Consider the following 25,042-nt stretch of genomic DNA (forward strand, 5'->3'; position numbering starts at 1 on the left):
CGCTCAATGATACGCGGGATCGAGAACCCTGGTCAAACGAGGACGGTGTTCACCGCGACTGCTCAGGTGACCATCGAGGCCGGTCAGGAACCGGCATCCATTCGGTTCAGCCGGAGGGCGGCGTCGCCGAGCAGGAATCTACCCGTGACCTCGACTTCCTCCCCCGGCTTCAGCTCGACGTCGGCCCCGAGCGGACTCGGGAGCAGGATGCCGTTGGTCGACCCGAGATCCGTGATCCGCCACGTGTCGCCGCGGCGTTCGAGCCGTGCGTGCGTCTTCGACACGGTCCGGGTCGCGTCGACGACGGCGATCACCTGCGCGCGGGGATGAGATGCGTCGGGTACCGGGTTGCGGCCGAGCACCACCACGTCGGAGGCGAGGGGGACGGTGGACGCGTCGGGGAGGACGAGCTCCCAGCGGGTACGACCCCGCTGCACGACGACGGTGCGCTCGAGCGCCTCGTCGAAGGACGGTCCGGCGGCCTCGTCCCGACGGCGCTCCTGGGCGGAGACGGACGAGGCGGCCGAGACCGGAGCTCCGGCGGCCGGCGAGCCGGAGACCGCGGAGACCTCCCCCGTGAGCTCGGGGAAGACATCGCGCTCGTCGCGGTCCGGGCTCACCGCAGCGCGACGGAGACGCGTGACCGGCGCGTCGTCACGCCCCGGCACCGAGGAGATGATCTCGGGACCGCTCGCCCGGACCGGCGGGCTGACCTCGGACCGGACCGTCGGGGTCGGAGCCGTCGGGTCGGGTGCCTCGGGAGCCGCGACGGACTCGCCCGACGGTGCAGTGGACGCGGGCGCCGCTTCCACCTCCGGCGACCACGGCTGGGGAGCGACCGATGCCGGGGATTCGGGCAGCATCGCCGGCACGCCGGCGCGCGGGGTCGGCGGTGCGGGATCGGACGGCGCGGGGAAAGGGGGCGGCGGGAGCGGGGCGCCGAAGTCGGGCATCGGCGTCCCGATCGGCGGGTAGGACGCGTCGGGCTGCACCACGGGTCGCACACGCGCCAGGCGCGGGCCCCGCCACTCCGCCGGACCGAAACCGACGATCGTGGCCCATACCGGGAACAGCAGGGCGCCGACGACGGTCATCCCGGGGCCGTATCCGAAACCCGGGTTCAGCCGGTGCACCGTGATGACGAGCAGGATCCAGACCGCGAGCGTCCCGAGACCGGGGATGAGGGCCAGAAGGGCCAGCCACGGCGAGAATCCGCCCCAGCGGAGCAGGACGGCGATGTTGAGGATGGGCACCCAGGCCCGCCAGGCGTCTTCGCCCATCTTGCGGAACGCCGCCGCGAGCGCCAGCGCGACCCAGACGTAGACCGCCACGCCGAGGATGGCGGCCAGCAGACTCAGGACGATCGCCGCACCGATGTCGACTCCGTTCATCCCTCCACCCTATGCGCGCGCTTCTCCGCGGGCGGGGATCAGACGCCCGGGAGCCCCTCCCCCGTGTCGAAGGGTGCGTCGAGCGAGCGGGTCAGCTCGTCGAGCATCGCGGCGACCTGGGGTTCCACGTACTGCGCGATCGCCGTCTGGATCCGCAGCCGGTGCCGGAGCAGGAGCGTGCACACTTCGCGCCCCACCATGCTCGCGTACTCGTCCGCGAGGCGCACCTCCTGCCGGAGCGCCGCCTTCGCATCGTCGGACAGCGGCGGGAGCGCGGGGACAGCGGCATCCGCTTCGTCCGCCATCCCGGCGATGGTGAAGAGGAAGGGGGCACCGGGCACCGGGTCGGGATCCATCGGCAGACCGTCGAACTCCGGCTCGAGCCCCTCCGACGGCCGGTAGGACCGCGAGCGGTTGCGGTCGGCCTGCTGGTCGAGCTCGGCCTGCAACATGGGCAGGTTCCGCGTCGTGTAGAGAGCCACGGCGTTGTCGACGATCGTCTTGATGCGGGTGGAAAGCCCGTGCTGGACGCCGTGCGGGACATCCGACCCGAGACCCGCCGCGGACAGGACCGGCGAACCCAGGCACCGGCGACAGGGTGCCACGCGGCCCCGGTGGGTCGCGGGCTCCCAGCGCGGCAACCAGCGCAGCCAGGCCTCCACGGCCTGGCTGACCTGCGTCTCGAGCGAGCGCTCCACGCGTCCATTGTCGCGGAGACCCGGCCCGATCGGGGGTATTTCAGCGCCGCGGGATGCCGCGGCCCGTCACTCGTCGTCCTCGTCGTGCTCCCAGGGCCACTCGGGTCGACGGGCGCGGGTGCGGTGGAGCGCGATGCCCGCCCAGGCGGCCGCCACGGATGTGAGGGCGAGGACGAGCGCGTACCAGGACAGCGCGAACTCCCCCGCGACGGCGGCCGCTGACGCGGCATCCACGCCGGTCACCGCACCCCCGACGAAGACGCCCACGAGGTAGGCGGCGAGAGTCGCGATCATCACCCACGCGGCAGCCGGATACCGGCGGCGGCGCACAGCACCGTATTCCGTTCCGGCGAAGACGGCCGCGCACAGGATCATCGCGGCGATGCCCGACCCCTGGCCCAGTCCGGGAGCCGAGAGGACGTCGGTGTCGGTCAGCAGGCTCGTGAACCCGAACCCGCAGATCGCGAGCGCCGCGAACCCCACCGTCGCGAAGAACGCGGCGATGGGGGCTGCGACACCGACGGGCTGGTCCATCAGCCCCGAGCGTACGTCAGTACTGGTGCAGCTGCGGACCCGCTTCGAGGGTGCGCTCGTACTCGCGCTGCGCCTCTTCGTTGAGCTCGGTCACGCGGCGCCCGCGGGCGGCGACCCAGGCACCGAACCAGATCGTGATCTCGCGACCGAGGACGAACGCGATGACCGCCAGCGGCGCCAGCAGCTGGTCGCCGACGATCTGGGCCGCCTGGGACGGGGCGATCGACCAGAACGGTGCCTGGAACAGCTGCCCGAGCAGGTGCCCGCCGTACGCCACGGCGCCGACGAGAAGACCGAACACGACCCATCGGCCCCACCGGCCGCGGTTGATGAAGGCGCCGAGGATCCAGAACCCGAGGAAGAAGACCACGACGGGCACCCAGAAACTCCAGGTCGTCACGATGTCGACGACGCTCTGGCCGATCGCGTCCACGGCGAGGCCGTCCTCGAGAGCCTTCAGACCGAGTGCCGCCGCCAGGTAGAGCACCGCGAACAGGAGAGCGGCGAGGAGCCCGATCGCACCCGCCGCGCCCCGGTTGCCGCGCGGCCGGGGAGCCTCGGGCGCCTGGACGAAGATCGGCTGCTGGGAGTACACCGCGGTCGGAGCGGCGGACGCGGCCGGCTCGCTCGCGGTCACGGTCGTCGGGGTCTGGTCGGGGCGCGTGTACGCCTCGGTGGCGACGGCGGGGGCCGCGGCATCCGTCTTCACGGACTCGTTCGACCGCGTCTGCGCGGCGGAATCCGCGGGAGCGGACTCATCCTCGGCGGCACCGGGGCGGTAGAGCGGTTCGCTGCTGACAGCACTCGCAGTCACGGGAGCGTCGGGCTCGCTGTACTTGCTGTAGTCGACGGACAGGTCCGACCCGCGGTCGGTCACGTCGAAGGAGCGGTCACCGCGCGGGCGGTCGTCCGCCGTCCGCGACGCGGCTTCGGCGTCGGCCAGACTGGTGTTCGCGCTGCCGACGACGTCGTCCACGCCCCGCGATCCGTCAGCGGAGGTGGGCTCCTCCACGGGCTCGCCGAAAGCAGGCTCGGTCCTCTTGTCGTTGCGCTCGCCGAACTGGGGGTCGCTCATTGCCGTGTCACTCCTCACGCAGGGGCGTGCGCCGCCGCTGAAGCGAGCGTATCCCCGCGCCTCACAGGCGCCGCGGAGGCGCCCCGACGTGTCTCGGAGGCGGCGCGGTCGGCGGTGCGTATCGTGGAGACATGGCGAGGCGACAGGTGATGATCGGACGGGCTCTCGGCACGGTCGCCGCCGCCCTGCTGGCCTTCTCCGTCGCGGCGTGTGCGCCCGAACCCGATGCCGCACCGCCGACGCCCACGGGTGCGGCATCCGCCGCTCCCAGCCCGACGGCGATGCCGATCGACATCGCCGATTTCCCATTCGGACCGTCGACGTCCACGACACCGCTCCCGTCGGACTGCGAGAGCATCCTCACCCCCGACATCCGCGCCTCGCTGGAGGGCATCCCGCTGAACGCGCCGGGCATGGGTGGCGGCATCCGCCCCGACAGCAGCCGCGTCTGCGTGTGGGCGGATCCGGGGGCGAGCCGCACGAGCCTCGTGACGGTCGTCGGCTACTCCCCCGAGCGTGCCGCCCGCGACGCTCTCTACCTGCTCGGCGTCGACGACGGCTACCTCTGCTACGAGCCCGATGAGGGGCTGCGATGCGAGAAGAGCGGCAAGGATGCGCTCGGACTCTCGGAGGGGCGCACCGTGTTCTGGCGCGACGGCGTCGCGATCGACACGCAGTACCGCAACCTCGCGCCGCAGGGATACACCGACGGGATCGTGAAGGCGATCTGGGGCTGACGGCTCAGCCCGCCGGTGGCCACACCGCCTCAGCGACGCCGTCGGCATAGCCGGCGGGGTGCCAGGCCCGCTGGGATGTCGACACCCACCGGCCCCCACCGGCCTCGATCGTCTCGATAAGATCGCCGTCGGTCCGCGTGCACCGCACACGCCCCTCGGCGTCTCCGCACGCGAACTTCCTCGTCGGCAGCGCGGCCGCGGCGACGGCACCGGCATCCGTCGGCACGGTCGCGACCGTCGTGGAGATCTCGCCCTCGTCGGACGTCCACCGGCAGGTGAAGACGATCGTCGGTGCCAGAGCTGCGACGACGTCTTCCGCCGTGGACTCCGGCGCGTCGGTGGATTGCGCGACCTCGGCTCCGTCGGTCCATCGCAGCCCTGCCCAGGATGCCTCGTTGTAGAGATCGCGGCAGGTGCGCGGACCGTCCGCGGCTTCGGGGGACGCGTCCGGTGCCCCCGCACCCGCCGGCTTCGTGCTGCCGCCGCCCTGCGCGATCCACTGCGTCGCCGCGGGGAACAGCGGGAACGCCAGGACGATCAGCGTGACGACGACCGCGGCACTCACCAGACCGATGAACCACGCGAAAACGGAGTTCCGCCCTGCGATCCGTGCCATGGCTCCCACGGTACTGCCGGCGCACCAGTCACCCGCGCGGCAACGCCGAAGGCCCCTGGGAACGGGTCCCAGGGGCCTTCGGTCAGACGGTCACACCTCGATCAGTTGTTCTCACGACTTCGTCGTTCGACAACTTCAATCGGTTCGGCCGAGCGAGCAAGCCCGCTCGTCTCTCACCTCAATCAGTTGTAGCTGCCGGGGGTGAAGTCGTCGGTCGAGAAGCTGTCGAAATCGACGTAGCTCAGGTCGGCGTCGCTGTACGCACCGTCCGAGGCGAAGATGCGGTTGGGGTACCGCTCGCTCTTGGCCTCCTCCGTCGCCTCGACCACGACGTTGCGGTACTTCGCAAGGCCGGTGCCGGCGGGGATGAGCTTTCCGATGATGACGTTCTCCTTGAGGCCGACGAGCGGGTCGCTCTTGCCCTCCATGGCCGCCTGCGTGAGGACGCGGGTGGTCTCCTGGAACGATGCGGCCGAGAGCCACGACTCCGTCGCGAGCGACGCCTTCGTGATACCCATCAGCTCGGGACGACCCGACGCGGGGCGCTTGCCGGCGGCGACCGCCTCGCGGTTCATCTGCTGGTAGCGCTTGAAGTCCACCAGCTCGCCGGGCAGCAGGTCCGTCTCGCCGTGGTCGACGACCGTGACCTTGCGCAGCATCTGGCGCACGATGACCTCGATGTGCTTGTCGTGGATCGGCACACCCTGCGAGCGGTACACGCCCTGCACGCCGCCGACGAGGTACTTCTGCACCTCGCGGGCACCCTGCACGCGCATGACCTCCTTGGGGTCGAGCGTTCCGACCTGCAGCGGCTGACCGACCACGACGCGCTGGCCGTCCTCGACGAGGAGGGTGGCGCGCTTCAGGACCGGGTAGACGTGCGGCTCGTCGCCGTTGTCCGGGGTCAGGATGAGCTTCTTGGCCTTGTCGGTCTCATCGATCTTGATGACACCGTCGGCCTCGGCGATCGGGGACGCACCCTTGGGGGTGCGGGCCTCGAACAGCTCCTGAACACGGGGCAGACCCTGCGTGATGTCGTCCGCCGATGCCGAACCACCGGTGTGGAACGTACGCATCGTCAGCTGGGTACCGGGCTCACCGATCGACTGGGCGGCGATGATGCCGACGGCCTCGCCGATGTCGACGAGCTTGCCGCTGGCCAGCGAGCGGCCGTAGCACTTCGCGCAGACACCGACGGCCGAGTCGCAGGTCAGGACCGAGCGGACCTTGATGCTCTCGATGCCACCGGCGACCAGCTTGTCGATGAGGACGTCGCCCACATCGTCGCCGGCCTCGGCCAGGACGGTGCCCTGAGCGTCGACGACGGCGGCCGCGAGGGTACGGGCGAACACCGAGTTCTCGACGTTCGCGTCGCGGACGAGCTCGCCGTCGGCGCCGGGAGCGGCGATGGTGAACTCGAGACCCTTGGTCGTGCCGCAGTCCTCCTCGCGGATGATGACATCCTGCGAGACGTCCACGAGACGACGCGTGAGGTACCCCGAGTCGGCCGTACGGAGGGCCGTGTCGGCCAGACCCTTACGGGCACCGTGCGTCGCGATGAAGTACTCCGCCACCGACAGACCCTCGCGGTACGAGGAGATGATCGGACGGGGGATGATCTCACCCTTGGGGTTGTTCACCAGACCTCGCATACCCGCGATGTTGCGGATCTGCAGCCAGTTACCACGGGCACCCGAGCTCACCATGCGGTTGATGGTGTTGTCGGACGGGAAGTTGTCCCGCATCGCCTTCTGGACCTCGTCGGTCGCCTCGGTCCAGATCTTGATGAGCTCCTGGCGACGCTCCGCGTCGGTCGTGAGGCCCTTCTCGAACTGGCCCTGGACCTTCGCTGCCTGCTTCTCGTAGGCGGCGACGATCTCCTTCTTGTTCGGCGGCGTGAGGACGTCGCTGAGGGCGACGGTCACACCCGAACGGGTGGCCCAGTAGAAGCCGGCGTCCTTGATCCGGTCGAGGGATGCCGCGACCTCGGTCTTCGGGTACTCCTCGGCCAGCTTGTTGACGATCTGCGACAGCTTGCCCTTGTCGGCCTGCTCGCGGACGAACGGGTAGCCCTTGGGGAGCGTGTCGTTGAAGATCGCCTGGCCGAGCGAGGCATCCACGAGACCGTGGCGCTCGTAACCCTCGGGAGCCTCACCCTCGAGGAAGGTCAGGCCCGGGACGCGGATGCGAACCTTGGCCTGCAGGTCGAGGGTGCCCTCGTCCTTGGCCAGGATCGCCTCGCCGACGGAGCCGAACACGCGACCCTCACCGGCAGCGCCCTCCTTGAGGGTTGTCAGGTGGTGCAGACCGATGATCATGTCCTGCGAGGGCAGGGTGACCGGGCGTCCGTCCGACGGCTTCAGGATGTTGTTCGAGGCGAGCATCAGCACGCGGGCCTCGGCCTGCGCCTCGACCGACAGCGGCAGGTGAACGGCCATCTGGTCACCGTCGAAGTCCGCGTTGAAGGCGGCGCAGACGAGCGGGTGGAGCTGGATGGCCTTGCCCTCGACGAGCTGCGGCTCGAACGCCTGGATGCCGAGGCGGTGCAGCGTGGGCGCACGGTTCAGGAGGACCGGACGCTCGCGGATGATCTCCTCGAGCACGTCCCAGACCTCGGGACGGGTGCGCTCGACGGCGCGCTTGGCGGCCTTGATGTTCTGCGAGTGACCGAGGTCGATCAGGCGCTTGATGACGAACGGCTTGAAGAGCTCCAGAGCCATCTGCTTGGGCAGACCGCACTGGTGCAGCTTCAGCTGCGGGCCGACGATGATGACCGAACGGCCCGAGTAGTCGACGCGCTTGCCGAGCAGGTTCTGGCGGAAACGACCCTGCTTACCCTTCAGCATGTCGCTGAGGGACTTCAGGGCGCGGTTGCCGGTACCGGTGACGGGGCGACCGCGGCGGCCGTTGTCGAACAGGGCGTCGACGGCCTCCTGCAGCATCCGCTTCTCGTTGTTGACGATGATCTCGGGGGCACCGAGGTCGATCAGGCGACGGAGACGGTTGTTGCGGTTGATGACGCGGCGGTACAGGTCGTTCAGGTCGGACGTGGCGAAACGGCCGCCGTCGAGCTGGACCATGGGACGCAGCTCCGGCGGGATGACCGGGACGACGTCCAGGACCATCGACGCGGGGCTCATGCCCGTCGACAGGAACGAGTTGACGACCTTGAGGCGCTTGATCGCGCGGATCTTGCGCTGGCCCTTGCCCTCGGAGATCTGCAGGTGCAGCGAGTCCGCCTCGGCGGCCAGGTCGAACGACTCGAGGCGACGCTTGATGGACTCGGCGCCCATGTAGGCCTCGAAGTACTGTCCGAAGCGGTCCTGCAGCTCCTGGAAGATGTCGTCTTCCTGCTTGAGCTGGCCGACCTCGAGGCCCCGGAACTCGTCCCACATCCGCTCGAGCTTGGCGACCTGCTCGTCGCCGCGCTTGCGGATGGTGGTCATCTCCTTCTCGGCGGCGTCCTTGGCCTTCTTCTTCTGGTCGGCCTTGGCACCCTCCGCCTCGAGGGCGGCGAGCTCGTCTTCCAGCTTCTGCAGGCGGTCGGCGACGCGAGCGTCACGACGGTCGGCGATGTTCTTGATCTCGAGGCGGAGGTTCGCCTCGTGGGTCGGGAGGTCGCGGTGACGCGCATCCTCGTCGACCGAGATCACCATGTAGGCGGCGAAGTAGATGACCTTCTCGAGGTCCTTCGGCGCCATGTCCAGCAGGTATCCGAGGCGCGAGGGGACGCCCTTGAAGTACCAGATGTGGGTGACGGGGGCGGCGAGCTCGATGTGGCCCATGCGCTCACGACGGACGGAGGACTTGGTGACCTCGACGCCGCAGCGCTCGCAGACGATGCCCTTGAAGCGGACACGCTTGTACTTGCCGCAGGCGCACTCCCAGTCGCGCGAGGGCCCGAAGATCTGCTCTCCGAAGAGACCGTCCTTCTCGGGCTTCAGCGTGCGGTAGTTGATGGTCTCGGGCTTCTTGACCTCACCGAAGGACCAACGACGGATGTCGTCGGCGGTGGCGAGACCGATGCGAAGCTGATCGAAGGTGTGTGACTCGAGCACTGATTCTCCTGTGTCGGAATTCTGTTCGTTGCCGGTGCGGGTCAGATCTCGTCGATCGACGTCGACTCGAACCGGGTGGAGATGTTGATGCCGAGCTCTTCCGCTGCGCGGAAGGCCTCGTCGTCACTGTCACGCAGGTTCACCTCGGTGCCGTCGGCCGAGAGGACCTCGACGTTCAGGCAGAGGGACTGCATCTCCTTCATGAGGACCTTGAACGACTCCGGGATGCCGGGCTCCTGGATGTTCTCGCCCTTGACGATGGCTTCGTAGACCTTGACGCGACCCACGATGTCGTCGGACTTGATCGTCAGCAGCTCCTGCAGCGCGTATGCGGCGCCGTAGGCCTCGAGCGCCCAGACCTCCATCTCACCGAAGCGCTGGCCACCGAACTGGGCCTTACCGCCGAGCGGCTGCTGGGTGATCATCGAGTAGGGACCCGTCGAGCGTGCGTGGATCTTGTCGTCGACAAGGTGGTGCAGCTTCAGGATGTACATGTAGCCGACCGAGATCGGAGCCGGGAACGGCTCACCGGAACGGCCGTCGAACAGCTTCGCCTTGCCGGAGCTGTCGATGAGACGGTCTCCGTCGCGGGTCAGGTTCGTCGAGTCGAGCAGACCTGCGATCTCCTCCTCGAACGCGCCGTCGAACACCGGGGTGGCGACCTTCGTGCCGGGAGCGGCCTCGCGAGCCTGCTCGGGGAGCTTGGCAGCCCACTCCGGGGATCCTTCGACCTTCCAGCCCTGCTTCGCGACCCATCCGAGGTGGGTCTCGAGGACCTGGCCGAAGTTCATTCGACCGGGGATGCCGAGCGGGTTCAGCACGACGTCGACCGGGGTGCCGTCCGCGAGGAAAGGCATGTCCTCGACGGGCAGGATCTTCGCGATGACACCCTTGTTGCCGTGGCGGCCGGCGAGCTTGTCACCCGCGGTGATCTTGCGCTTCTGGGCGATGTAGACCACGACGCGGCGGTTGACGCCGGAGCCGAGCTCGTCGTCCCCGTCCTCGGCGTTGAACTCCTTGACGGCGATGATCGTGCCCTGCTCACCGTGGGGCACCTTCAGCGAGGTGTCACGGACTTCGCGGCTCTTCTCGTTGAAGATCGCGCGGAGCAGGCGCTCCTCGGCCGAGAGCTCGGTCTCGCCCTTCGGCGTGACCTTGCCGACGAGGATGTCGCCGGGGCGGACCTCGGCGCCGATGCGGATGATGCCGCGCTCGTCGAGGTCCTTCAGCAGGTCGGGGCTGACGTTGGGGAGGTCACGGGTGATCTCCTCCTTGCCCAGCTTGGTGTCGCGAGCGTCGACCTCGTACTCCTCGATGTGGATCGAGGAGAGGGTGTCGTTCTTGACGAGCTCCTGGCTGAGGATGATGGCGTCCTCGAAGTTGTGACCCTCCCACGTCATGAACGCGACGAGGAGGTTCTTGCCGAGCGCGAGCTCGCCGTCCTCGGTGGCGGGGCCGTCGGCGATGACCTCGCCGACCTCGACGCGCTCACCGGCCGAGACCACGACGCGCTGGTTGTACGACGTGCCCTGGTTGGAGCGGTCGAACTTCCGGAGGAAGTAGTCCTGCGTGCCGCCCTCGTCGAGCTGGACGGTCACGACGTCGGCCGAGACCTCGGAGACGACACCGGCCTTCTGCGCGGTGATCACGTCACCGGCGTCGATGGCGGCGTAACCCTCCATACCGGTACCGACGATCGGCGACTCGCTGCGCAGCAGCGGGACGGCCTGACGCTGCATGTTCGCACCCATGAGGGCGCGGTTCGCGTCGTCGTGCTCGAGGAAGGGGATGAGTGAGGTCGCGACCGACACCATCTGGCGCGGCGAGACATCCATGTAGCCGATCTCGTCGACCGGGAACAGGTCGACCTCGCCGCCCTGGCCGCGGCGGGCCAGGATGCGGTCGTTGACGAACGTGCCGTCGGCGTTGAGCTCGACACCGGCCTGCGCCACGACGTAGTCGGCCTCCTCGGCCGCCGTCAGGTAGTCGATCTGGTCGGTGACCTTGTTGCCCACGACACGGCGGTACGGCGTCTCGATGAAGCCGAAGGCGTTGATCCGCGCGAACGATGCGAGCGAACCGATGAGGCCGATGTTCGGGCCTTCCGGCGTCTCGATCGGGCACATGCGGCCGTAGTGCGAGGGGTGGACGTCACGGACCTCGACGCCGGCACGCTCACGCGAGAGGCCACCGGGGCCGAGCGCGGAGAGGCGGCGCTTGTGGGTCAGACCCGCGAGCGGGTTGTTCTGGTCCATGAACTGCGACAGCTGCGAGGTTCCGAAGAACTCCTTGATCGCGGCCACGACGGGGCGGACGTTGATCAGGGTCTGCGGCGTGATCGCCTCGATGTCCTGCGTGGTCATACGCTCGCGGACGACGCGCTCCATGCGGGACAGACCGGTGCGGACCTGGTTCTGGATGAGCTCGCCGACGGCGCGGATGCGGCGGTTGCCGAAGTTGTCGATGTCGTCGACGTCCAGGCGGATCTCGGCGGCCTTGCCACCGCGGACACCGTCGTAGCTGACGTCGCCGCGGTGCAGACGGACGAGGTACTTGATCGTCGCGACGATGTCCTCGACGGTCAGGACCGAGTCGGTCAGCTGCTTGTCGATGCCGAGCTTCTGGTTGATCTTGTACCGACCGACCTTGGCCAGGTCGTAGCGCTTCGGGTTGAAGTAGAAGTTGTCCAGCAGCGCGCGGGCGGCCTCGGCGGCGACCTGCTCGCCCGGACGGAGCTTGCGGTAGATGTCGCGGAGCGCGTCCTCCTTGGTGAGGATCGTGTCCTTCTCGAGGGTCTCCTCGATCGAGGTGAAGCCCGCGAACTCCTGCATGATGTCTTCGGTCGTCAGGCCGAGCGCCTTGAGGAAGACGGTGACCGACTGCTTGCGCTTGCGGTCGATGCGCACGCCCACCTGGTCGCGCTTGTCGATCTCGAACTCGAGCCAGGCGCCGCGGCTGGGGATGACGCGAGCCGAGACGATGTCCTTGTCGGACGTCTTGTCGGGGGTCTTGTCGAAGTAGACACCGGGCGAACGCACCAGCTGCGAGACGACCACGCGCTCGGTGCCGTTGATGATGAACGTGCCCTTGGCGGTCTGGAGCGGGAAGTCGCCCATGAAGACCGTCTGCGTCTTGATCTCACCCGTGAGGTGGTTCATGAACTCGGCCTCAACGTAGAGGGGGGCGGCGTAGGTCTTGCCGCGCTCCTTGCACTCCTCGATGGAGTACTTCTCGGGCTCGAGGTACGGGTTCGTGAACGAGAGCTGCATCGTCTCGCCCAGGTCCTCGATCGGCGAGATCTCCTCGAAGATCTCCTCGAGGCCGCTGATCTCCGGGACGTCGGTGCGGCCGTCGGCCTGCGCCTCGGCGACGCGCGCCTTCCACGCCTCGTTGCCGACGAGCCAGTCGAACGACTCGGTCTGCAACGCGAGAAGGTCAGGGACCGTCAGCGTGTCGGAGATCTTGGCGAACGAGAGGCGGGATGCTCCGCGGCCGTTCTTGGTGGTGGTGGTGGAAGTTGCGTTGCGCGCAGCAGCCAAGGGAATTACCTCCGTGAGCCCGGGGAGGGCTGGTTTTCCTTGTCGTCAGGTGGAGTACTCCCGTCCACACCTGCGGCGCGCGCCGACGGAGACCGTCGGGGGCGCAGGCACAAGCCGACCACCATATGAGGGCAAGTAGAGGGGAGCGCAACTACCCACTATAGGACGCGCGACGCGCCGTGTCCAGTCGAATCGTTGACGACTTCGGCAGGCTGCGGTATAACTCGGGCCCGCTCAGTTCCACTGCCAGGTCGCGAGGACCGAGAGCGCGAGTGCGTCCCGCTCCGCCTGAGGCTTGTCGACGTCGGCCGCGAACGTGACGATGTAGGTCTGCCCGGCGTCCACGAGGTAGAACTGGTCGATCGCGTAAGAGGTCTCCCCCTGGCCGACGCGTGCTGTCAGGTGCGCCGACTCCGACCCCGCGGCCGTGACCCGCTCCAGGGCTCGCACGTCCGAGGCCCCCGCCTCTTCGAGCTGGGCGACCGCGGTCTCCTCGACCTGCTCGGAGGTGACTTCGCCCCCGGGCGAGACGAGGATGTTGAGGTTGTCGCGGTACCCGTCCTCGATGCGCAGGTCCGCGGCGAAGGTCGTCTCGTCGAAGCCTTCCGGGGCTCCGTCGGGGAAGCCCCATCCCTCGGGCAGGGTGAGCGAGTACTGCTCCGCCGTGATGGTGTCGCCGGCGGCGGGACTGAACTCGGCATCGGCGTCGGGGGCCGGTGTCTCGACGCGTGACGAGTCGGGGGACTCGGTCGGCGCCGCGCACCCGGCGAGAGCCAGCCCTGACGCCAGCATGAGGACGGCGGACGCGCGACGAAGGGACATGCGGCCAACCTACGCGCAGCGGCGTCTCAGAGGCGGGGGCTTGCGCTCCGGATCAGAAGATGCGAGCCCGGCCGCGCCTGCGCGAGGGCGGCCCGACCCACGGCCGTCACGACGCCGACGACGGGGTACCCGCCCGTCACAGGGCCGTCGGGGCCGAGGACCACGGGACGACCGTCGGGCGGGACCTGGACGGCGCCCGGCAGCATCCCCTCGCTCGGGAGCTCGCGGGCCGCGGCATCCGCTGTCCGCTGCAGCGGAGGGCCGTCGAGCCGGATGCCGACGCGATCCGCTCTGGCATCGACCACCCACCGCGTCTCGAGGAACGCCCGCCGGGCGGCGGGCGTGAACCAGTCGGCGCGCGGCCCGGCGGCGACGTCGACGACGAGCGCTGCCGGCGGCGGCGTCCACGGCCAGGAGTCCACCACCGGGACGGGATGCCGGGCGGCATCCGCCGTCGCGACCTCATCACCCGCGCGCAGCGGCGTTGGACCGATGCCTGCGAGCGTGTCGGAGGCCACGGACCCGAGGGCGCCGGCCGCAGCCACACCCCCTCTCAGGGCGAGTACGACACGGATGCCGGCGCGCGCCGCGCCGACGCGGAGCTCCGCGCCCGCCGGCCAGTGGACGGCACGGTACGGATCGACCTCGCGCCCCGCGACGCGGATCGGCGCCCACGCACCGGTCGCGGCGACCCAGAGGTCCCGGTGCGCCGTCGCGCGGAACCCGCCGAGGGTGATCTCGAGGACCGCCGCCCCCGGCAGGTTTCCCACGAGGCGGTTGGCGGCGGCGAACGCGGGCCGGTCCGCGACGCCCGAACGGGCGACGCCCTCGGCGAGACGTCCCGGACGTCCGGCATCCTGCACCGTCGTGAGCGGACCGGGATCGGCGACCGTGAACGCGGCGGTGCCGGCGGGTACGGCGGGTTCGAGGCGGCGGGCGGGCGTCGTCGTCGCGGAGCGACGGAATCGCACGCGCGCCCCAGGCCGCAGCAGGACGGGTTCCGGCGCGCGCGGGTCGAAGAGGGTCGCGTCCGTCGTCCCGATGAGCTGCCAGCCGCCGGAGGTCTCCCGCGGGTACGCGCCGGAGAACCGACCGGCGAGGGCCACCGCGCCCTCGGGGACGCGGGTGCGGGGAGTCGCGCGACGGGGCACGTCGAGATCCCAGTCCTCGCTCACGAGGTAGCCGAACCCCGGCGCGAAGCCCGTGAATGCCACCGCCCAGCGCGCGGCCAGGTGGCGGTCGATGAGCGCGTCCACCGAGACGCCGAGAATGGATGCCGTCTCGACGAGGTCCTGCCCGTCGTAGCTGATCGGCAGCTCGATCTCGTCCGGCTCCCCTGGGTCCGCCGCTTCGAGGGACTCCGCGGGCGCCGTATCCGTCCTCGAGACCCAGGCGCGGGCCGTCGCGAGAGGCAGGACGGCGGGTTCGACGTGCACCAGCACGGTGCGGGCCGCGGGGACGAGGTCGAGAACGCCCTCGGGACGCGTCTGCGCGAGGCGGGCGTGAAGGGCCAGGACGTCTGCGAGCGTCTCGACCTCGACGAGCAGCGCACTGTCGCCGAAGGGCCGGATCACCACGGCGCGCGCACGATGATCCCCGCCGCGTCGAGCGCCGCGCGCACCTCCCGGGCCATCGCGACCGACCCCGCCGTGTCGCCGTGCAGGCAGAGGGACGCCGCCGTCACCGCCACCGTCGAGCCGTCGACGGCCTCGACCCGCCCGTCGCGGACCAGCGTGACGGCACGTGCCGCGACGACGCCGGGATCGTGCAGCAGGGCGCCGGGCTCGGAGCGCGGGACGAGGCCACCCGCCGGGAGGTAGGCGCGGTCGAGGAAGGCCTCGACGAGGAACGGGATGCCGCGGGTCGCCGCGACCTCGGTGATGGCGCCCGGCATCCCGAGCAGCGGAAGCGGCCTGCCGAGATCCTCGGACGCATCCGCGACGGCGTCTGCGACCGCGATCGCGATCTGCGGATCGACCGATACCGCGTGGTAGAGGGCGCCGTGCGGCTTGACGTAGCGCAGGTCGGCGCCCGCCCGGACGAGTGCGGCGATCTGGTCCCGGATCTGCTCGCTCAGGAGCGCGGGCGCGACGGCGAGCGCGACACGGCCGAACCCGGCGCGGTCGACGAAGGAGGGGTGCGCCCCGACGGCGACGCCTCTCGCCGTCGCTCGGCGGACGGCATCCGCCATCGAGGCGGCGTCACCGGCATGTCCCCCGCACGCGATCGACGCGCTGGAGATCATCGCGAACATGGCCGCGTCATCGGCGGTCGGCACGCCGTCGACCGTCTCGCCGAGGTCCGCGTTCAGGTCGATCGACGCCATGAGGCCACGGTACCGGCGGGACCAGGTGAACGGTGGGCGAAGGATCCGTCAACCCGTGGTCGGTACCCGGTCGGAACCGTAGCGTCGGGGATGTCGCCGGACGACCGGTCCGGCCGGAAGGAGAGCCGCTGTGGCGTACATCACCGTGGGGACCGAGAACTCGGCCGACGTCGACATCTTCTACACCGATCAGGGATCGGGCCAGCCCGTCGTGCTGATCCACGGGTTCCCGCTGAACGGGGAGTCCTGGGGCAAGCAGCAGGCAGCCCTGCTCGAGGCCGGCTATCGGGTCATCGCCTACGACCGGCGGGGTTTCGGGGCATCCACCAAGACCGCGTCGGGCTCGGACTACGACACGTTCGCCGCCGATCTCCACGCGCTCGTCGAGGAGCTGGAGCTGACCGACGCCGTCCTCGTCGGGTTCTCGATGGGCACGGGCGAGATCGCCCGGTACCTGTCCCGCTACGGCGCCGACCGGATCGCGAAGGTCGCCTTCCTCGGCTCGCTCGAGCCGTGGCTGCTGAAGACCGATGAGAACCCCGACGGCGCCGGCGATCAGGCGTTCTTCGACGGCACCGCAGCTGCGGTCGCCGAAGACCGGTACGCCTTCCTGACCGGATTCTTCACGGACTTCTACAACCTCGACGACTACCTCGGCAACCGCATCTCGCAGGAGGCCCTCGACGCCTCGATCGCCGTCGCGAACCAGGCCGGCAACGCCGCGATCGCCGCGGCTCCGCTGACGTGGCCGACCGACTTCCGCGCCGACATCCCCGCCGTCACCGTACCGGCGCTCATCGTGCACGGCACGGCCGACAACATCCTGCCGATCGACGCGACCGCCCGGCGGTTCCGGGAACTCCTCCCCGAGGCGACCTACGTCGAGATCGAGGGCGCTCCGCACGGCCTGCTGTGGACGCACGGCGGCGAGGTCAACGAGGCGCTGTTGGGCTTCCTGCAGAGCTGAGGCGCACGCTCGGAACGGCGTCCGCGCCGGAGCGCACGGCATCCGTCCGTGTGTCCCCGGTCGGACGCCGTTCTGCTGCGCCGGATGCCGGGGCTCAGCCGACGACGACCGCCTCGGGGATCCTGGCGCGCATGACGGCGAGCGCATCGCGACTGTGGTCGACGAGGACGGCGTCGCGTCCGAGCGCATCGGCGACCGCGCCGGTCGTCCCCGAGCCGGCGAACAGGTCGAGGACCCGGTCCCCCGGCCGGCTCGACGCCTGCACGATGCGGCGCAGGATGCCCTCGGGCTTCTGCGTCGGGTAGCCGGTCTTCTCCCGACCTGAGGTGGGGACGATCGTGTGCCACCAGACGTCCGTCGGGAGCTTGCCCCGCGCCGCCTTCTCGGGGGTCACGAGTCCCGGAGCCATGTACGGCTCCCGGTCGACGGCGTCCGAGTCGAAGAAGTACGCCGACGGATCCTTCACGTAGACGAGGATCGTGTCGTGCTTGCTCGGCCAGCGCTTGCGCGACTTCGCGCCGTAGTCGTACGCCCAGATCAGCTCGTTGAGGAAGCAGTCCCGACCGAAGACGGCGTCGAGCATGACCTTCGCGTAATGCGCTTCGCGGTAGTCGAGGTGCAGGTAGAGCGTGCCGTCGTCCGCCAGCAGACGCCAGGCTTCGCGCAGCCGCGGCTCGAGGAAGCCCCAGTAGTCGTCGAACCGGTCGTCGTAGAGCTTGAGTGAGCCGCGCGTGCGCGCGTAGTCCGTGCCGCGGAAGCCGCCCTTGACGGGGCCGGCCGGCGTCGGTGCGTCGGGGTCGGTCACGAGGTGCCCCGTATTCAGTCCCGCCGCTGCAGGCGCCGGGACGGGAGGGCGGCGGCGCGGTGCGGCACCCGCTGCGGACTGAATACGGACCGCGGACTCGATCGCCCGCTCCTGCGTCCGGCCGGTGTTGAACGGCGGGTCGAGGTAGACGAGCGCGAACGAGGCGTCCGGCAGGCGCCGGGCGACCTCGAGGTTGTCGCCGAGATGGATCTCGACGGTCACGGGACGCGGCGCAGCCAGGCGTCCGTCGAAAACTTCGACTCGACGAGCGCCTCGGCCTCGGCGTACTCCTCCTCCGAGATCGATCCCGCCTTCGCGCCGTAGAGCGAGGTGAACGTCTCGATGAAGCGTTCGATGATGTCGGCGCGGGCCATTCCGGTCTGGCTGCGGAGCGGATCAACGCGCTTCGCGGCAGACGCCGTGCCCTTGTCGGAGAGCTTCTCTCGTCCGATGCGCAGGACCTCGGTCAGCACCTGGCCGTCCATGTCGTAGCTGAGCGTCGCGTGGTGCAGCACTCCCCCGTTGGCGAGTCGCTTCTGCGCGGCGCCGCCGATCTTGCCCTTCGACGAGGCGATGTCGTTGAGCGGCTGGTAGGTCGCGTCGATGCCGAGCGAGCGCAGCGCATGCAGCACCCAGTCGTCGAGGAAGGCGTAGGAGTCCGCGAACGTCATGCCCGAGACGAGGGATGCCGGCACGTACAGCGAATAGGTGACGATCGAGTTCGCGGCCATCATCATCGCGCCGCCGCCCGAGATCCGCCGGACGACCTGGAACCCGTGCTTCGCGGCACCCTCGGGGTCGACCTCGTTGCGGTAGGACTGGAACGAGCCGATGACGACGGCGGACTCGTTCCACTCCCAGATGCGCAGGGTCGGGTTGCGTCGCCCGTCGCCGACGCGGGTGGTCAGCACCTCGTCGAGGGCGAGGTTCATCGCGGGCGAGACGGCCTTCTCGTGGACGACCTCCCACTCGAACTCCGCCCACCCGGGCGCGACGATGAGCGCGCGACGGACCGCGGTCCCGACGGCCTCTGGCGTGAACCCGAGCAGCTGCGCGCCCTCGGGGAGCGCCCCGCGGACGGCGGCGGCGATCGTCGCGACGTCGGCCTCGGTCGGGAGCCCGGTCACCGCCGCGTCGATGTCGGCGAGCGCGTCGTCGGGTTCGAGGAAGAAGTCGCCCGCGAGGTGGAAGTCCGCAATGCGGCCGTCCTCCACCTCGAGGTCGACGACGACCAGCTTGCCGCCAGGGACCTTGTACTCGCCGTGCATGGTCCTATTCTCCCGTGTCCGCGGACGATGCGGCTGCACTGTCGGACACGGATGCCGCATCCCGCCGCGCGATGCGGGCGCCCAGCCAGGCGAGCAGGTCGGCGCGCGCCTCCGGGGCGCATTGCTCGTTGAAGATCTCGTGTCGCGCGTCGGGATAGACGAGGGTCGTCACGTCGGTGAGACCCGACCTCGTGCGGTACGCGTCGGCGAGGCGATGGACGCTCCGGGGACCGCCCACCGGATCGTCTCGGCCGACCATGAGGAGCACCGGCACATCGACGCCGAGGTCGCGGGCGGGCTTGCCGATCAGCCGCAGGGTATCGAGCGGACCGAAGAGCTTCGGGAGGGGGACGATGGTCGTCAGCGGGTCGTCGAGGAACGCGCGGCCGACCGCGGCATCCGTCGACAGCCATTCGACCCCTGTGGCGTCCGCCGCCGCCCACCGTTTGTTGAGGGGCGCCGCGTTGAGGTCGCCGGGCCACAGGAGGGACGACCCCGAGAGGATGACGGCGTCGTAGGCGCGTGGATCGGCGTTCAGCAGCTTCTGCGCGAGGAACGAGCCCCACGAATGACCGAGGAGCACGAGCGGCAGGCCGGGGTTCTCGTCGCGGATGATCCGCGTGAACTGCTTCAGCCCGGCGACGGTGGCGCGCAGGCCGCCGGGGCCGAGGCGTCCGAGGCGGGAGTGGTCGCCGCCGTGCTGACGCAGGCCCGTGCGGCCATGGCCGCGGTGGTCGTCGGCGTAGACGGTGAAGCCGTCGGCGGTCAGGGCGGTGATCACCCCGCCGTAGCGGCCGGCGTGCTCGCCGACGCCGTGGAGGAGTTGAACGACGCCGCGCGGGTCACCCTGCGCCGGGTGGACGTCGTAGACGATCGCGATGCCGTGTGCATCGATGAACTCGGGCATGGCTCGAATCCTAGGACGACGACGGGGGTGACGGATGCCCGACTCCAAGCCGTTAGCCAGACTAATGAGTTAGGCTAATGAAAATGAGCAGCGCACCCGAGACCACGATCACGGACCTCGCGCTCGCGGCATCCGACTTCCGCATGGCGACCTTCCGCCTCGCGCGTCGCCTCCGGTCGCAGCGCGCCGTCGACACCATGAGCGACGGGCAGTTCGCCGTCCTGGCCGGCCTGAAGGTGCACGGACCCCACACGCTCGGCGAGCTCGCCGAGCGTGAGCGCGTCTCCGCCCCGTCGATGAATCGCACGGTGAACTGCCTCGAAGAGCTCGGCTACCTCAGCCGCACCCCCGACGAGAACGATCGCCGAAAAGTCGTCATCGACCTCACCGAATCCGGCCGCGACGTCGTCGTCGAGACGGTCCGTCGCCGCGACTCCTGGCTCGAGCACGCCTTCGAGGAACTGAGCCCCGCCCAGCGCGCGACGCTCGCCGACGCCGCCGCGATCATGCAGGAGGTGGCCGGCCGATGAGCTCCGCCATGTTCCGCTCGTTCTCGGTGTTCAACTACCGGGTCTGGTTCATCGGCGCGCTCGTCTCGAACGTGGGCGCGTGGATGCAGGCGACCGCCCTCAGCTGGGTCGTCCTGACGCAGCTCACCGACAACGACGCCACCGCCATGGGCGTCACGATGGCGCTGCAGTTCGCGCCGCCGCTGCTCCTCGTGGGCGTCACCGGCCTGGTGGCAGACCGCTTCGATCGCCGCAAGCTCCTGTTCTTCACCCAGGGCTCGCTCATGCTGCTCGGCCTCATCATCGGCGTCCTGCTGCTCACCGGCAGCATGAACCTCTGGACGATGTACGCCTTCGCGTTCGCGCTCGGGATCGTCGCCGCCTTCGACAACCCGACCCGGCAGGCGTTCGTGTCCGACCTCGTCGCCCGCGAGAACGCCTCGAACGCGGTCGCCCTGAACGCGGCATCCTTCAACACCGCCCGCATGATCGGACCCGCCGTCGCGGGTCTCGTCATCGTCGCGGTCGGCACCGGCTGGGTGTTCCTCGTCAACGCACTGACGTTCCTCGCGATGCTCATCGCGCTGAGCCTCATCCGCTCCGCCGAGCTCGTCCCGCGCCCGAAGCTCCGGAGCGCGGCGCGCATGGCCGACGGCCTGCGCTACGTGGGGGGCAGGCCCGACCTCATCGTGACGTTCGTGATGGTGTTCCTCTTGGGCGCTTTCGGCATGAACTTCCCCATCCTCGCCTCGACCATGGCCCTCGAGTTCGGGCAGAACGCCGACGGGTACGGCGTGCTGAGCTCGATCCTCGCGATCGGGTCGCTCGCGGGCGCCCTCCTGGCGGCCCGGCGCGACCGTGCGCGCCTGCGGCTCGTGATCGGCGGGCTCGGCCTGTTCGCGGTCGCGTCGGTCCTTTCGGCCGCGATGCCCGTGTACATCGCCTACGCCGCGACCCTCATGCTCATCGGCTTCGCGACCGTCACGACGCTCACGACGGCGAACGGATACGTGCAGACGACGACCGAACCCGCCCTCCGCGGACGCGTCCTCGCCCTCTACATGGCGATCCTCATGGGCGGGACGCCCTTCGGTGCCCCGATCGTGGGCTGGGCCGCCGACGCGTTCGGTCCCCGCGCCGCGATCCTGCTCGGTGCGGCGGCGGCGCTCATCGCGTTCTGCGTCGGCGGCGGGTGGCTGCTCTTCTCGGGCCGCCTCCACCGTCACGAGACCCGCCGGTTCGCGATGACGATCGACGAGACCCGCCCGATCAGCGTCGTCGCTCCCGAGGAGTTCAGCGACGAGGTCGCCGCGACGACGCCGATCCGGCTCCCCGAGGCGACCGCCGCGGCCGAGAGGGATGCCGCGGCTCGCCGAGGCTGACCGGGCCGGCTCCGTCGGGGACGCGATCGGCCGCGCGGGATCCGTTCGAGCGACGAGTCGCGTCCCCGCAGCGGTGACCGTCGTGTTCGAGCGACCTCACGTGCCGCGCACAGCGGATCGGGGCGACCATTGGCGCCCCGGGGCGGGGACGATGGATGCCGCGGCTCGCCGAGGCTGACCGGCGTCAGATTCCGCGCACCGCTGTCCGCGCGATCTCATAACCGTCGGCCGACGCCGTGACGACCACCTCGCCCGGGCCGTCGACCCGGATCACGGCCAGCAGCCGGCCGTCGTAGGTCGTGTACGCGGACGCCCCGAACGATTCCTCGGTCCTCGCGCGGCCGGAGCCCAAACCAGCCAGTACCCCGAGACCCGAGACCTGGACCTCGACCCGCACGTCGCGGTCGGCGACGGTGATGCCGGCGTCGTCCGCGAGGGTGATCGCGACGAAGGCGAGCCCGCCGACCGCGACCTCGTCGCGTTCGGCGTGCGCCTGCAGGCGAGGGGTGCCGGCGGTGCGGACGACGTGCCGTCCGGTCTCGTGACCTGCCCGCCGCGCGACGGCGATGAGCTCGCCCGGGTGGAATTCGGTCTCGAACCGCGCGAGGAAAGCCTTCTCGGCGCCGACGGGGGCCACGCCGAGACTCTCCCCGTCGAGGAGCAGCTCGACCTCGTCCGCATCCGCGTACACGTCGACCGTCACCGGGGCGCCGTGCGCGGCATCCCAGCTCCACGTCGACACGGTGTCGGTCCAGGACCACGGCGTCGTCGCGGTCGGCCGACCGTGATGCTGGGGGCGGTGCACGGCGATGTAGGGTTCGGCACGCAGTCCGTAGACGATCTCGCGGTAGTACGAGATCGTCCGTCGATACCCGGTGATGTCGAGGTCACCGGACTCGGCCAGCCGGTAGGGGTAGGGACCGGCCGTCCCGGTGGGCTCATACCCGGGCTCGTCGGTGTAGTCGACGCGACCGATCCCCGCTTCTCCGAGGTAGTCCCAGCCGGTCCAGGTGAAATCGCCGATAACGTGGGGCAGCTCCTGAACGAGCTCCCACATGACATCGATGCGCGCGGGGAACGTCTCGGAGCCGACGATGACGCGATCCGGGTGGTCGACGGCATCCTGCCGGTATCGGGAGTCGGCGTAGTTGAACCCGACGACGTCGAGGACGGCGGCCGACTCCTCGATCGACGCGCTCACGAGCGGCGACGCATTCATCAACCCCATCTGATCGCCCATGTTCGCCATCATCGTGTTCGCATCCTCGACCTGTTCGCGGGCTTCCGCCATGCGGGGCAGGTTCGCGATGATGCCGTTGATCCCGTTGGTCACGAACCGGGTGTGGTCGAGGTCGCGCACGCGTTCGGCGAGCCGGCGACTCCAGGTCGACCCGATCGGCGTGCCGAGCTCGAGGATCTCGTTGCCGATCGAATACATGATCACGCTCGGATGATTGCGGTCCTTCGCGACGAGGCCGGCCACGTCGCGCTCCCACCGCTCAGGGAAGGTGATGGTCGCATCGTGCGGCGCCTTCGACCGCGTCCAGGCGTCGGCGAGCTCGTCCATGACGACGAGGCCGTGACGGTCGCACGCATCGAGCATGGCCCGCGACATCGGGTTGTGAGCGCTGCGCAGGGCGTTGAACCCCGCCTCCTTGAGGAGTCGGACCCGGCGATCCTCCGCGTCGTCGAACGTCGCGGCACCGAGCGGTCCGTTGTCATGATGCACGCAGGCGCCGCGCAGCTTCAGGGGGCGTCCGTCGATGCGCAGCCCGTTCCGCGCATCCACCTGAAGGGTCCGGATGCCGAAGGTCGTCGAGTCCTCGTCGAGCGCGGCACCTGCGGCATCCGTCACCGTCGTCTGCAACGCGTAGAGGTGCGGATGGTCGGGATGCCACCGGAGCGGCTCGTCGACGATGAGCCGGGCTCGGGCGACGGCATCCGTTCCCGGCAGCACCGTGACCGGAGAGCCGCCGGATGCCACGATCTCGCCGGTGGGTCCCGTCACCGTCCACGCGACTCGTGTCTCGCGCGTGTGACGCGTGGAGTTGCGGACGGTGGCCGCGACGGCCACGACGGCACGCTCTTCGTCGATGTCGGGGGTGGTCACGGTCACGCCGTGCACGGGGATGTGGACCGGGTCGGTGACCACGAGATGGACGGGCCGGTAGATGCCCGCCCCGCTGTACCAGCGACTGTCCCGATGCGCGCGCGCCTCGACGGTGAGGCGGTTGACCTCACCGAAGCGCAGGTAGGGGTCGAGGACGGCGGAGAAGCCGGCGTACCCGTTGGATTCATGGACGACGACCTCGCCGTTGAGGAACACGACGGCGTCGCGGTACACGCCTTCGAACTCGAGGCGAACGGTCCTCTCCCGCCACGACGGCGGGACGTTCAGGTCGCGGGAGTATTCGAACGCGCCGCCCGGCGTGTACCCGGAGTGGACCCCCTGGACCTCGTCGGCGGAGCGGGGCAGGTCGCGGAGCGCGTCGTGCGGGAGGACCACGAGGCGAGGGCCGGCTCCGTCGGCGGGCGCCTCGAACGGGCCCAGTTTCGGCCCCACGGTCCAGCCGTCGTGCAGCGACTCGCGCGTCACGGGGCGACCTCATAGGCGGTGACTTCCGGCGCCGGATCCGACCAGTCGATGTCGGCGAAGGTACGGAACAGGGCGCGCAGTTCCTCCGCCATGTCGAGGACGCTGCGGTCGAGCAGCCACTGCACCTGCAGACCGTCCATCATCGCGATGATCGTGATGGCCGCTCGGCGGGGCGTCATCCCGTGACGGAGGCGTCCGTCGCGCTCGAGGTTCACCAGAGCGCGCTCGATCGTGGACCTGGTGAAGTTGTAGCGACCCACGAAGTACTCGTGAGCGGGATGGTCGGGCGCGGTGGCCTCTGCGGAGAGCGTGGCGAACAGCTCCACGACCCCAGGAATCGACGCGTTGTACTCGGCGAGCTCCACGAGCCCCCGGAGGACGGCGGCACCGTCCTCGGACTGTGTGGGGACGATGGCGCGCGCGCGGTCGTCCTTCTCCGCGAGAACCGCCTCGAGAAGGGCGCTCTTGTTGCGGAAATGATGGAGCAGTCCCGCCTCGCTCATGCCGACGCGGACCGCGATCTCGCGCAGCGACCCGGCCCGGTACCCGGACCCCGAGAAGACCTCCAGAGCGGCGTCCAGGATCGCCTGTCGCGTCGCCTCGGTCTTGGCGTAGGTGCCTCGTCGTCGCGCCTTCGCGGGCTCGACCGTCTGCGTGTTCGTCATCACCATCGATTCTCTGAGACCGCTCCCGTGAGCCGTCATCGGGGCCAGTCTGCACGGTTTGGTAACGAAAACCTAGCGATGGCTAGATTTTCGTCGCGAAAACCTAGTGCCCACTAGAAATTGCTGCTAGCGTCCGTCGGCAGAGCG

Annotated in this window: 19 protein-coding genes; 4 read left to right on the plus strand and 15 right to left on the minus strand. The window is 69.8% G+C overall.

What is annotated here, in order from left to right; all coding sequences use genetic code 11:
* Window positions 1–83: 83 nt before the first annotated feature.
* The 4 genes from ACIQLK_RS00550 to ACIQLK_RS00565 all read right to left on the minus strand — a co-directional run bounded on the left by ACIQLK_RS00550 (window position 84) and on the right by ACIQLK_RS00565 (window position 3,698).
* Window positions 84–1,391 carry a DUF5684 domain-containing protein gene (locus ACIQLK_RS00550; RefSeq protein ID WP_400362029.1) on the minus strand — a complete coding sequence of 436 codons (1,308 nt, stop codon included), beginning with the start codon at window positions 1,389–1,391 and terminating at the stop codon, window positions 84–86.
* Window positions 1,392–1,429: 38 nt separating this feature from the next.
* Window positions 1,430–2,089: a spermidine/putrescine ABC transporter substrate-binding protein gene (locus ACIQLK_RS00555; protein WP_400362030.1), complete on the minus strand. Its 660-nt coding sequence runs from the start codon at window positions 2,087–2,089 to the stop codon at window positions 1,430–1,432.
* A 66-nt stretch (window positions 2,090–2,155) separates the two neighbouring features.
* Complete coding sequence (locus tag ACIQLK_RS00560; protein WP_400362032.1) at window positions 2,156–2,623, minus strand: DUF6121 family protein; 468 nt, start codon at window positions 2,621–2,623, stop codon at window positions 2,156–2,158.
* A 16-nt stretch (window positions 2,624–2,639) separates the two neighbouring features.
* Window positions 2,640–3,698, minus strand: a complete 1,059-nt coding sequence (locus tag ACIQLK_RS00565) for an ABC transporter (RefSeq protein ID WP_400362034.1) — start codon at window positions 3,696–3,698, stop codon at window positions 2,640–2,642.
* A 131-nt stretch (window positions 3,699–3,829) separates the two neighbouring features.
* On the opposite strand from ACIQLK_RS00565, the gene ACIQLK_RS00570 reads away from it, so the two are divergent.
* Entirely contained in the window at window positions 3,830–4,435 is a 606-nt protein-coding gene (locus tag ACIQLK_RS00570) for a hypothetical protein (protein WP_400362036.1), read from the plus strand.
* A gap of 4 nt (window positions 4,436–4,439) precedes the next feature.
* Here the strand turns inward: ACIQLK_RS00570 and ACIQLK_RS00575 are convergent, their stop codons facing one another.
* The 6 genes from ACIQLK_RS00575 to ACIQLK_RS00600 form a co-directional block, all read right to left on the minus strand.
* Window positions 4,440–5,051 carry a hypothetical protein gene (locus ACIQLK_RS00575; protein WP_400362038.1) on the minus strand — a complete coding sequence of 204 codons (612 nt, stop codon included), beginning with the start codon at window positions 5,049–5,051 and terminating at the stop codon, window positions 4,440–4,442.
* A 182-nt stretch (window positions 5,052–5,233) separates the two neighbouring features.
* Window positions 5,234–9,109, minus strand: coding sequence for a DNA-directed RNA polymerase subunit beta' (rpoC, locus tag ACIQLK_RS00580; protein WP_400362040.1), 3,876 nt, complete (start codon window positions 9,107–9,109; stop codon window positions 5,234–5,236).
* 41 nt (window positions 9,110–9,150) lie between these two features.
* Window positions 9,151–12,648, minus strand: coding sequence for a DNA-directed RNA polymerase subunit beta (locus tag ACIQLK_RS00585; RefSeq protein WP_400362042.1), 3,498 nt, complete (start codon window positions 12,646–12,648; stop codon window positions 9,151–9,153).
* A 234-nt stretch (window positions 12,649–12,882) separates the two neighbouring features.
* Window positions 12,883–13,470 (minus strand): hypothetical protein, encoded by a 588-nt coding sequence (locus tag ACIQLK_RS00590; RefSeq protein WP_400362044.1) that lies wholly within the window; start codon window positions 13,468–13,470, stop codon window positions 12,883–12,885.
* Window positions 13,471–13,496: 26 nt separating this feature from the next.
* Window positions 13,497–15,047, minus strand: coding sequence for a 5-oxoprolinase/urea amidolyase family protein (locus ACIQLK_RS00595; protein WP_400362047.1), 1,551 nt, complete (start codon window positions 15,045–15,047; stop codon window positions 13,497–13,499).
* Window positions 15,041–15,796, minus strand: coding sequence for a 5-oxoprolinase subunit PxpA (locus tag ACIQLK_RS00600; RefSeq protein ID WP_400362049.1), 756 nt, complete (start codon window positions 15,794–15,796; stop codon window positions 15,041–15,043). Before ACIQLK_RS00600 ends, ACIQLK_RS00595 begins: the two co-directional genes overlap by 7 nt.
* 130 nt (window positions 15,797–15,926) lie before the next feature.
* Between ACIQLK_RS00600 and ACIQLK_RS00605 the strand changes: the two genes are divergently transcribed.
* The gene (locus tag ACIQLK_RS00605; protein ID WP_400362051.1) at window positions 15,927–16,763 is read left to right on the plus strand and encodes an alpha/beta fold hydrolase; all 837 of its coding nucleotides are present in this window, start codon (window positions 15,927–15,929) and stop codon (window positions 16,761–16,763) included.
* Between the two features lie 94 nt (window positions 16,764–16,857).
* Here ACIQLK_RS00605 and ACIQLK_RS00610 read toward each other — a convergent pair whose 3' ends face one another.
* The 3 genes from ACIQLK_RS00610 to ACIQLK_RS00620 are packed head-to-tail and all read right to left on the minus strand — an operon-like array spanning window position 16,858 to window position 19,743.
* On the minus strand, window positions 16,858–17,790 hold the full coding sequence (locus ACIQLK_RS00610; protein WP_400362053.1) for a DNA-methyltransferase: 933 nt from the start codon (window positions 17,788–17,790) through the stop codon (window positions 16,858–16,860).
* Window positions 17,787–18,836, minus strand: coding sequence for a biotin/lipoate A/B protein ligase family protein (locus ACIQLK_RS00615; protein WP_091356814.1), 1,050 nt, complete (start codon window positions 18,834–18,836; stop codon window positions 17,787–17,789). Before ACIQLK_RS00615 ends, ACIQLK_RS00610 begins: the two co-directional genes overlap by 4 nt.
* A gap of 4 nt (window positions 18,837–18,840) precedes the next feature.
* Window positions 18,841–19,743, minus strand: a complete 903-nt coding sequence (locus ACIQLK_RS00620; protein WP_400362055.1) for an alpha/beta fold hydrolase — start codon at window positions 19,741–19,743, stop codon at window positions 18,841–18,843.
* A gap of 83 nt (window positions 19,744–19,826) precedes the next feature.
* Here ACIQLK_RS00620 and ACIQLK_RS00625 point away from each other — a divergent pair, with 83 nt between their 5' ends.
* On the plus strand, window positions 19,827–20,273 hold the full coding sequence (locus tag ACIQLK_RS00625) for a MarR family winged helix-turn-helix transcriptional regulator (protein ID WP_400362057.1): 447 nt from the start codon (window positions 19,827–19,829) through the stop codon (window positions 20,271–20,273).
* Window positions 20,270–21,634, plus strand: coding sequence for an MFS transporter (locus ACIQLK_RS00630; RefSeq protein ID WP_091356824.1), 1,365 nt, complete (start codon window positions 20,270–20,272; stop codon window positions 21,632–21,634). The genes ACIQLK_RS00625 and ACIQLK_RS00630 overlap by 4 nt, the downstream gene beginning before the upstream one ends.
* Window positions 21,635–21,818: 184 nt before the next feature.
* Here ACIQLK_RS00630 and ACIQLK_RS00635 read toward each other — a convergent pair whose 3' ends face one another.
* Both ACIQLK_RS00635 and ACIQLK_RS00640 read right to left on the minus strand, forming a co-directional pair.
* Window positions 21,819–24,230: a glycoside hydrolase family 2 TIM barrel-domain containing protein gene (locus ACIQLK_RS00635; protein WP_400362060.1), complete on the minus strand. Its 2,412-nt coding sequence runs from the start codon at window positions 24,228–24,230 to the stop codon at window positions 21,819–21,821.
* The gene (locus tag ACIQLK_RS00640; RefSeq protein WP_400362062.1) at window positions 24,227–24,895 is read right to left on the minus strand and encodes a TetR/AcrR family transcriptional regulator; all 669 of its coding nucleotides are present in this window, start codon (window positions 24,893–24,895) and stop codon (window positions 24,227–24,229) included. The genes ACIQLK_RS00635 and ACIQLK_RS00640 overlap by 4 nt, the downstream gene beginning before the upstream one ends.
* Window positions 24,896–25,042: the final 147 nt, after the last annotated feature.

This window comes from Microbacterium sp. NPDC091382 (genome assembly GCF_044757025.1).
Lineage (GTDB): Bacteria > Actinomycetota > Actinomycetes > Actinomycetales > Microbacteriaceae > Microbacterium.